The sequence below is a fragment of the Billgrantia desiderata genome (genome assembly GCF_900108215.1).
GTDB classification, from domain to species: Bacteria; Pseudomonadota; Gammaproteobacteria; order Pseudomonadales; family Halomonadaceae; genus Halomonas; species Halomonas desiderata.
The window spans coordinates 1-9,529 of sequence record NZ_FNVC01000044.1 but is presented as its reverse complement, the minus strand read 5'-3'; the positions used below and the strand labels follow the sequence as shown (position 1 = coordinate 9,529).

The 9,529-nt window shown below is 66.3% G+C and carries 8 protein-coding genes and 2 pseudogenes; 5 read left to right on the top strand and 5 right to left on the bottom strand.

Annotation, left to right across the window (positions count from 1 at the left end; all coding sequences use genetic code 11):
• Positions 1-244, bottom strand: a pseudogene (locus tag C4S71_RS22065) (IS256 family transposase); the annotation flags it as partial.
• A 307-nt stretch (positions 245-551) separates the two neighbouring features.
• Here C4S71_RS22065 and C4S71_RS22060 point away from each other — a divergent pair.
• The 5 genes from C4S71_RS22060 to nanR all read left to right on the top strand — a co-directional run bounded on the left by C4S71_RS22060 (position 552) and on the right by nanR (position 5,502).
• The gene (locus tag C4S71_RS22060; protein WP_103970574.1) at positions 552-1,547 is read left to right on the top strand and encodes a sialic acid TRAP transporter substrate-binding protein SiaP; all 996 of its coding nucleotides are present in this window, start codon (positions 552-554) and stop codon (positions 1,545-1,547) included.
• A 77-nt stretch (positions 1,548-1,624) separates the two neighbouring features.
• The gene (locus C4S71_RS22055) at positions 1,625-2,206 is read left to right on the top strand and encodes a TRAP transporter small permease (RefSeq protein WP_103970573.1); all 582 of its coding nucleotides are present in this window, start codon (positions 1,625-1,627) and stop codon (positions 2,204-2,206) included.
• A gap of 33 nt (positions 2,207-2,239) precedes the next feature.
• Positions 2,240-3,619 carry a TRAP transporter large permease gene (locus tag C4S71_RS22050; protein ID WP_086509096.1) on the top strand — a complete coding sequence of 460 codons (1,380 nt, stop codon included), beginning with the start codon at positions 2,240-2,242 and terminating at the stop codon, positions 3,617-3,619.
• A gap of 27 nt (positions 3,620-3,646) precedes the next feature.
• Entirely contained in the window at positions 3,647-4,720 is a 1,074-nt protein-coding gene (locus C4S71_RS22045; protein ID WP_103970572.1) for an Ldh family oxidoreductase, read from the top strand.
• A 65-nt stretch (positions 4,721-4,785) separates the two neighbouring features.
• Positions 4,786-5,502 (top strand): transcriptional regulator NanR, encoded by a 717-nt coding sequence (gene nanR, locus C4S71_RS22040; protein WP_103970571.1) that lies wholly within the window; start codon positions 4,786-4,788, stop codon positions 5,500-5,502.
• 251 nt (positions 5,503-5,753) lie between these two features.
• Here nanR and C4S71_RS22035 read toward each other — a convergent pair whose 3' ends face one another.
• The 4 genes and pseudogenes from C4S71_RS22035 to C4S71_RS22020 all read right to left on the bottom strand — a co-directional run.
• A complete protein-coding gene (locus C4S71_RS22035; protein ID WP_103970570.1) occupies positions 5,754-7,397 on the bottom strand; it encodes a UxaA family hydrolase in 1,644 nt (547 codons plus the stop codon).
• Positions 7,398-7,434: 37 nt separating this feature from the next.
• On the bottom strand, positions 7,435-8,283 hold the full coding sequence (locus C4S71_RS22030) for a fumarylacetoacetate hydrolase family protein (RefSeq protein WP_086509099.1): 849 nt from the start codon (positions 8,281-8,283) through the stop codon (positions 7,435-7,437).
• 14 nt (positions 8,284-8,297) lie between these two features.
• Positions 8,298-9,047, bottom strand: a complete 750-nt coding sequence (locus C4S71_RS22025; protein ID WP_086509100.1) for an SDR family oxidoreductase — start codon at positions 9,045-9,047, stop codon at positions 8,298-8,300.
• A 171-nt stretch (positions 9,048-9,218) separates the two neighbouring features.
• A pseudogene (locus C4S71_RS22020) lies at positions 9,219-9,529 on the bottom strand (aldehyde dehydrogenase (NADP(+))); the annotation flags it as partial.

Below are 9,529 nucleotides of genomic sequence, written 5' to 3'. Positions count from 1 at the left end.
GCACCTTGATCTCGACATCGCCGATACCGGTCTGCACGGTGCGCTCCGGCAGGTAGCCGTTGCGGACGACGGCTCGACGGCCGTCTTCCAGCGTCTTGTCGGCATATAGCTCCAAGAACGTACTCAACTCCGCCTCCACGGCCTTGGCGATCAGGTCTCGGGCCCCTTTGCGCAGCAACTCATGCAACGGATCAGTAGCGCCGGCGTCTGGCTGCGTCACGGCTTGGAGAGTAGAATTGCTCATGGCGTATCCATCCTATGCTGGTTGTGATCTGGCGTGATCAATCAGCAGGATACGTCACCCTCTCGACTTCCCTCCATACACAAGACTTGAGCTTAACTCTCCTGCCCGTGCGATAACGGTTGCATGGGCGCAGGCGAACGTCTAAGTTTGAGTTGGGTGGTATGATACGTATACAGCAAGACAATCTTCCGATCAGGCCGAACGCCCGCCAGCGTGCTTCGGCCCGATTCGATACCGCTGCGCTGCCCATAGGCCTGCACCCTAAATCGACAAACAGAATAATCCGACAGGTTGTAAGGAGAACAAGATGAGCCACAAGCGCCAACGCCAGTTTAAGTTCCTGCGCATGACCGCCATCGCCCTAGCGGCGGCCGGCATCAGCTTGGGGGCGAATGCCCAGCAGAGCCTGCGATTCGCCCATGTCTACGAAACCTCAGAGCCATTCCACAAGTGGGCGCTGTGGGCGGCCGACGAAATCGAGCAGCGAACCGAAGGTCGCTACACGATGCAGGTACATCCGGCCTCTTCGCTGGGCAAGGAGGAGGACATCAACGAGGGGCTCCAGCTCGGTACCATCGACGTCATCTATACCGGCACGCAGTTCGCGGGCCGCTCCTATGGGCCCATCGGCATTGCCGGTGCCGCCTACATGTTCCGCGATTTCGATCATTGGCAGGCCTACGCGGACAGCGACCTGTTCCAGGAGATCGCCGATGGTTATCAGAATGCCACCGGCAACGTGCCTCTCGCGCTCAACTACTACGGCGAGCGCCACGTGACCGCCAACAAGGCGATCAATACGCCCGATGACATGCGCAACCTGCGCATACGCGTGCCCAATGCACCGCTCTACATGATGTTCCCCCGCGCCGCGGGCGCCAACCCGACACCGATCGCCTTCGACGAGGTCTATCTGGCCCTGCAGCAGGGCGTGGTGGATGCCCAGGAGAACCCGCTTCCAACCATCCGGGCCAAGGCGTTCCATGAGGTGCAGGATTACATCAACCTGACCGGCCACATTACCGATTCGCTGATCACAATCGTTGGCGGACCGCGCTGGAACCAGCTCTCCGAAGAGGATCGCGAGATCTTCCGTGAGGTGTTCGAGGAGGCGGCGCGCAACAACACCGAGGAGATCGTCCAGGCCGAGCAGGAGCTGGTGGCATGGTTCGAGGAGCAGGGCACCACGGTCAACCAGGTCGACCGCGCGCCCTTCCGTGAGGTCGTCATACCGCATCATCTGGGCGATGCCGCGACTTGGGACGAGGAGACCTACGAGCGGTTGCAGGCCATCGGCCAATAGCGGCCAGGGCTCCCTGCGTATTCATCTCGCCCCGGCCCCATGCCATCAGGCGTGGGGCCGGTCAGGAGGTATGATCCATGTCTCGCAACCCGTCTCCCAAGGCACCGTCCTCCCCGCCCGTCGAGCCCGAGATCGATTTCAACGTGGCGTTCGATGACGACGACTTTCGCTTTTGCGATTATGCCGTGGAGGATTACGTCACCCTGGCGGTGTTCTGGGCGCTGATCTTCGTCGTTTTTCTGCAGTTCTTCACCCGCTACGTGCTGGGCGATTCCACGACCTGGACCGAGGAGATCGCTCGCTACCTGCTGATCCTGGTGGGCTTCATCGGCAGCGTCATGGCGGTTCGTCGCGGCACCCACATCATGGTGGAATTCTTCTACCACTACATGCCCGGCTGGCTGTCGCGGCTGCTCAACGTCGCGGTCGAGATCGCCAGTATCGCGTTTTACACCATGCTCGCCTGGATCACGTTCAAGCTCGCTGGCCGCACCGGCGGCATGATGATCTCCGTGGACGTGCCCAAGAGCGTACTTTATTACGCCGTTTGTGCGGCCTTCGTACTGATGGCGGTAAGAGGATTACAGCGTCTGGTGAGCCGTGTCCTGGCGGAGCGTCGCCAGGTCTCGCGCCGCCCCGCGCCTTCCGATTCGCATTGACGACAACAAGACCCTCTTTTCGCGAGGCTACGCATGGCTCGACTCTCTGTGATGCGCTGGCACAAGCCCATCGTCACCCCCACGCTCTCGGCGCTGGCCGTGCTGGGGTGCGTGATTCTGGCCGTAATGGGCCATTACCTCTCCTTTCTGTTCTTCTCGCTGTTCACCATGCTGGTGCTGGGAATGCCGATCGCCATCAGCCTGGCGGGCTCCTGTCTGCTGTTCGTGCTGATCTCGGGGCAGGTGCCGGACATCGTCGTGGCGCATCGCATGATCAACGGCATCGACAGCTTTCCGCTGCTGGCGATTCCCTTCTTCATCTTTGCCGGCAGCCTGATGAACAACGCTGGCATCACCGAGCGCATCTTCAACTTCGCCAAGGCGCTGATGGGCTGGATGCGCGGAGGGCTCGGCCACGTCAACGTGGGGGCGAGCATCGTCTTTTCGGGGATGTCCGGCGCGGCGGTGGCCGATGCAGGCGGCCTCGGCATGATCGAGGTGAAGGCCATGAAGGATGCGGGCTACGACGAGGAGTTCGCCGTCGGTATCACCGCGGCATCGTCTACCATCGGGCCGATCATTCCGCCCAGTCTGCCCATGGTGATCTACGGGGTCATGGCATCGGCCTCGGTGGGGCAGCTGTTCGCCGCTGGGCTGTTGCCGGGCCTGCTCATGGGCGTCATGCTGATGGTGATGATCTTCTTCATCGCCCGCCGTCGCGGCTATCAGCGCGACACCACCTTCTCCTTACGCGTACTGGGCCACACCTTCGGCCGGGCAGTGCTTTCGCTGATGACCCCCGTGATCATCGTGGGCGGGATCATCACCGGTGCCTTCACCCCCACCGAAGCCGCCGTTGCCGCCGTATTCTATGCGCTGTTTCTGGGCGTGGTGGTCTATCGCACCCTGACCTGGCGCAAGTTGATCAAGGTAAGCATGGAGACCATCGAGACCACGGCGGTGATCCTGTTCATCGTTGCCGCCGCCTCCATCTTCGCCTGGATTCTCACCAGCAATCAGGTCACCCAGCACGTGATCGCCCTGATGGGGCCCTTTTCCGACAGCAAGGTGGTGGTGCTGATGATGACCAACCTGGTACTGATCATCGTCGGCTGCTTCATGGAGACCATCGCTGCCATCACCATTCTGGTGCCGGTGCTGCTGCCGCTGGCCGTTGCCGTGGGCGTCGACCCGGTGCACTTCGGGGTGATCATGGTGTTGAACCTGATGATCGGCCTGCTGACGCCGCCGGTAGGCATGGTGCTCTACGTGCTGTCGCGGGTCTCCAACGTCAGCTTCGAGCGCTGCATGCGCGGGACGATTCCGTTCCTCATCCCGCTGGTGCTGTGCCTGCTGCTGGTGACCTTCGTGCCGGCCATTTCCATGTGGCTGCCGACGCTGGTCTACCGCTGAACGACTATCCGCTAAGGAAGGTAAACGATGGGAGATGCAACGGACTATCGAGTGGCACGCGAGGAGCTGGAGCGCTTCATGCTGGCGGCGCTGGCACGTGCCGGCGCCGATGAGGCCTCGGCCGGCGCCGCGACCCGCGCGCTTGTCACCGCCTCACGGATGGGCACCGACAGCCACGGCCTGCGGCTCTTGCCGCACTACGTGCAGGCGCTGCAGGGCGGCCGTCTCAAGGGCGCGCCCGAGATGCGCTTCGAGCGTCGGCTGCCCGCCACCGGCTACCTCGACGCCGACCATGGCCTCGGCCACCTGGCCGCCTACACCGCCATGGCGCATGCCGCCGAGATGGCCGAACAGGTCGGTATGGGCGCGGTGGCGGTGGGCAACGCCTCCCACTTCGGCGCGGCGGGCTGCTATGCCCTGGCGGCGGCGGAGCGTGGCTTGATCGGGCTGGTGACGTGCAATTCCGACCCCTTCGTGCTGCTGCACCAGGGTAGCCGCCCGTTCCACGGCACCAACCCCATCGCCTTTGCCGCGCCGGTGGCGGGGGAGTCGCCCTACCTGCTGGACATGGCGACCAGTGCCATCCCCTGGAACCGCGTGCAGCAGTACGGCGCCATCGGCCGCGAGCTACCCGACCAGGTGGCCGCCGATGCCGAGGGGCGCGTCACCCGCACGCCGGGCGAGGTGGCGGCACTGCTGCCCCTGGGCGGCAGCGACTTCGGCTTCAAGGGGGCCGGCCTCGGCGGCATGGTGGAGGTGCTCAGCTCGATGCTCGCCGGCATGCAGCACGGCTATCGATTGCTGCCCATGGGCGGACCCGACATGGCCACCCCGCGCGGCGTCGCCCACTTCGTCATGGCGCTCAAGCCCGACGCCTTCGCGCCCGGCGACCCCTTCTCCGCCTGCCTGCGGCGCTACCTCGATGACCTGCGTGCCCAGCCGGGGCGCAACGGCTGCGAGGTGCTGGTGCCCGGCGAGCGGGAATGGGGCTGTCAGGCGCAGCGCGACGCCCGGGGCATTCCCCTCGACAGTGCCAATCAGGCTGCCTACGCCGAGCTGGCCGAGCGGCTGGACGTGCCGCCGCTGCGACCGCTGAGCTGAGCGCATCTGACGCGGCGATGCAGTAAGATAGCCGCAACAATCGTGACTGACAGGAGCCCCAGCCCATGAGCCGATACCGGATTGAGCGCAAGACGCTCTCGGAGCAGGTCGCCGAGCAGCTCGAGGCGGATATCCTCGAGGGCCGACTGAGCGAGAACGATCAGCTGCCCTCGGAGCGCGAGCTGATGGAGCAGTTCGGCGTGGGCCGCCCGGCGGTGCGCGAGGCGCTCTTCCATCTGCAGCAGCTGGGCCTGATCGCCATCAACAGCGGCACCCGGGCCAGGGTCATCCGCCCCACTGCCGAATCGGTCATGGCGCGTCTTTCCGGGGTTACCCGCCAGCTGCTGGCCAAGCCCGACGGCCAGCAGTACTTCCAGGAGGCGCGTGCCCTGTTCGAGATTTCCCTGGCCCGCTACGCCGCTCGCCACGCCAGCGACGAGGACCTGGCGAACCTGCGCGCGGCGCTGCAGGACAACCGCGAGGCCGTGGGCGACGAGGCGCGCTTCAAGCGCTCCGACAACGATTTCCACGGCGTGCTGGCAAGCATCGCCCGCAACCCCATCTTCGACGCCATTCACGTGGCGCTCTCCGAATGGCTCGACGACCGCCGCGCCCAGGTGCTGCAGCAGAAGGACGAGGACAAGGCCGCAATGACGGCCCACATCGAGATCGTCGAGGCCATCGAGTCCCGCGACCCCGACGCCGCCGAGGCGGCCATGCGGCGCCACCTCGATCGCCATTACGGCACCTATATGAAGCTCAAAAAGCGCCTTTCGGAGTAGCGATCAGCTGCAAGTTGACTCGGGCTGATCCGTCGACAGGTCCCGGGGCGCCGGACCGTCGACGAGGCGCTGTGAACTCATCCTTGGGCGCTACTTTTGCCCTGCTGCGCTCTCGCATCCTGCTCCGCTTGCAGGACCGGTGCTGGCCATCCATGGCCAGCCCGTTCGGAGCAATGCCCCTCACCCATGGCAAAAGACCTACTCTTCGACCTGTCCCCGGCGCCCCTCGTCGAGCGCAGCCACGTTGACCACTATAAAGAGACGCCGCGCTTCCAGGGAATGAAATCATACTGCGCCAGCTCCACCGCGCGGGGCAGGTAGCGCCCCGAGGCGGTGTCGAGGCACAGCCTTAGCAGCCGCTCGGCGAGTTCGTCGATGCTCACCTCGCCGCGGATGATGGGGCCGGCGTCGAAGTCGATGACGTCGCTCATGCGTGCGGCCAGTTCGCTGTTGCTGGAGATCTTGAGCACCGGGGTCACGGGGTTGCCGGTGGGTGTACCGAGGCCGGTGGTGAACAGGATCAGGTTGGCCCCGGAGCCGGCCAGGGCAGTGGTCGACTCCACGTCGTTGCCCGGGGTGCAGAGCAGGCTCAGCCCTGCCCGGGTGTGCGGCTCGGCGTAGTCGAGCACGTCCACCACCGGGCTGTCGCCGCCCTTCTTGGCGGCCCCCGCCGATTTCATGGCATCGGTGATCAGGCCGTCGCGGATGTTGCCGGGGGAGGGGTTCATCGAGAAATCGGCGCCGACCCGGGCGGCATGACGCTGGTACGCCTCCATCAGCGTGCGAAAGCGCTCGGCCACGGCGTCGTCGCGGCAGCGGGCGATCAGCTCGTGTTCCACCCCGCACAGTTCGGGAAACTCACTCAGGATACCGCTGCCGCCCAGCGCCACCAGGCGGTCGACCACCGCTCCCACCAGGGGGTTGGCGGAGAGCCCGGAAAAGCCATCGGAGCCGCCGCACTCCACGCCCAGGGTCAACGCCGAGAGCGGCGCCGGTGTGCGCGGTGTGCGGTTGGCCTCGCTCAAGCCGTCGAAGATGGTGGTCAGCGCTTCGCGAATCAGCGCCTCCTCACTCTGGCTCCCCTGCTGTTCCAGGTAGTGCACCGGGCGCAGTCCACGCGGGTCGCGCTCGGCCACGGCGGTTTGCAGCATCTCGATCTGCGCCTTCTGACAGCCGAGGCTGAGCACCGTAGCGCCGGCCACGTTGGGGTGGCAGATATACCCCGCCAGCAGGCGGCACAGCGCAAGGGCATCGTCGTCGGTGCCGCCGCAGCCCAGGGTATGGGTCAGGAAGCGCACGCCGTCGACATTGGGGAAGAGGCGTTCGGCGGGCGGTTCGACCGCTGCCGTCCCGCTGCTGCCATGCAGCAGCTCCCGGGCCATGCGCTTGTAGTCGCGATAGGGGTCCTCGCCCAGGGCATCGGCGACGCACTGGCGCAGCACCTCTATGTTGCGGTTCTCGCAGAACACCAGCGGCACCACCAGCCAGACATTGGCGGTGCCCACCTGGCCGTTCGGGCGATGGTAGCCGTCGAAGGTCGCCCCGGCGAAGGCCGCGACGTCCGGTGCCTGCCACTCGCCGCGGCGGGCCTGGGGCACGCTGGTGGCGGTGCTGTGGGCGGTGTTGTCGGTGGTGATGGCGGCTCCCGCCGGAATGGGGCGGGTGGCGCGACCCACGGTGACGCCGTACATGATCACCGCGTCGTCGGGGGCCAGGTCGTGCAGGGCGAACTTGTGCTTGTGGCGAATGGCTTCGGCCAGGTGCAGGCGCCGCTCGCCATCGTCCACCGCGTGACCGGCGGGCAGGTCCTTGAGGGCCACGCGCACGTTGTCGGCGTGATGAACGCGCAGGCTGTCGAGGTGGCCGCGGTCGTTGGCCAGGATCTGGGTGGTCATGGGGCGGTGCTCCTTACGGCGGCTTGGCTGCGTCTCTTCATTGCGGCTCGGCGATCACGTGCTGGTGCTGCTCGCCGAGCCCCTCGATGCCCAGGCGCATCCGCTGGCCCGGCTTCAGATAGACCGGCGGCGTCTGGCCCATACCCACCCCGGGCGGGGTGCCGGTGGAGATGACGTCGCCCGGCTGCAGGCTCATGAAGCGGCTCAGGTAGCTGATCAGGAAGGGGATCCGATAGACCATGGTGCGGGTATTGCCGTCCTGGTAGCGGTAGCCATCCACCTCGAGCCAGAGGTCGAGCGCATGGGGATCGCTGATTTCGTCCGGCGTCACCAGCCAGGGGCCGAGCGGGCCGAAGGTGTCGCAACCCTTGCCCTTGTCCCAGGTGCCGCTGCGTTCGAGCTGGAACTCCCGCTCGGAGACGTCGTTGACCACGCAGTAACCCGCCACGTGCTCCATGGCGTCGGCCTCGTCCACGTAGCGTGCGCTCTTGCCGATCACCACGCCGAGCTCCACCTCCCAGTCGGTCTTGCGCGAGTCGCGGGGAATGATCACATCGTCGTTGGGGCCGCAGATGGCGCTGGTCCACTTGGCGAAGAGCACCGGCTCCGGCGGTACCTCGGCGCCGGTCTCGGCGGCGTGGTCGGAGTAGTTGAGGCCGATGCAGATGAACTTGCCCACACGGCCCACGCAGGGGCCGAGTCGGGTGTCGGCATCCACTGCCGGCAGCCGTGCGGGATCGAGCTCGGCCAGCCGGGCCAGGGTGTCGCGCCCCAGATGGGCGCCGTCGAGGTCGGTCAGGTGGGCCGAAAGGTCGCGGATCACGCCCTGTGCGTCGAGCAGCCCGGGCTTCTCGTGGCCCCGGGGGCCGAAGCGCAGCAGTTTCATCGAGTTCTCCTCCGTCAGATGAGCCAGCCGCCGTCGATGACCTGGGCGGTGCCGGTGGTATAGGCCGACTCGTCGGCGGCCAGATAGGTGGCCAGGGCAGCGATCTCCTCGGCCGTGCCGAGTCGCCCCAGGGGTTGGCGGGCGAGAAACTCGGCGTGCACCTCCGCCTCGGGGCGCCCCTGGCGCTCGGCCTGTTCTCGGATGCGCTGGCGCAGGGAAGGGGAGTCAACCGTGCCGGGGCAGATGGCGTTGCAGCGGATGCCGCGGTCGATGTAGTCGGCGGCGATCGACTTGGTCAGGCCGAGCACCGCGGCCTTGGTGGTGCCGTAGGCGCAGCGGTTGGGCACGCCGGTGAGGCTGGAGGCCACCGAGGCCATGTTGATGATGCTGCCGCCGCCGCCCGCGATCATGGTCGGCAGCAGGGTACGGGTCAGGCGCAGCATGGCGGTGACGTTGAGAGCCAGCGAGCGCTCCCAGTCGGCATCGCTGACCTCCAGCAGCGCGCCGCTGGCCACGTAGCCGGCGCAGTTGAAGAGCACGTTCAGCGATGCAAGTTCCTTGGCCAGGGCCGTGACGGCCTCGGCATCGAGCACGTCCAGACGGCGCGCCTCGATGCCGGGCGTATCCCCGAGATCGCGCAGCTTGTCGGCATCGATGTCGGTAGCGATGACACGTGCTCCCTCGGCGGCGAAGCGCAGGGCCGTGGCACGACCGATGCCCTGGCCGGCGGCGGTGATCAGCGCGGTCTTGTGCTGCAGTCGCATGGCACTCATACCTGTATGACAGGCTGCTAGCCTGATGTTCGGTCAAGTATGGCGCAGTTGTAACGGCTTGCCAACCGGACGTTGTCACGCTGGCGCCAGGCCGTCAGGGCATGAAAAAGGCGGCCTGAGGCCGCCAATGGTTCCAGGGAGAATAGGAGAGAGAGGGAAACGCTACGGCTCGCGCTTGCCGTCTACGAGTCGGCTCACGCCCCAGGGGTTGCCGTCGCGCAGCGGCTCGGGCAGCAGGCCCTGCGGCAATGCCTGGTAGCACACCGGGCGCAGGAAGCGGAAGATCGCCGCGCTGCCCACCGAGGTGGTGCGGGCATCCGAGGTGGCCGGGAACGGGCCGCCGTGGACCATGGCGTGACACACCTCGACCCCGGTGGGCCAGCCGTTGGCCAGAATGCGCCCCGCCTTGCGCTCGAGGATCGGCAGCAGCTGCCTGGCGGCGTCGAGATCGCCGTCGTCCATCTGCAGGGTGG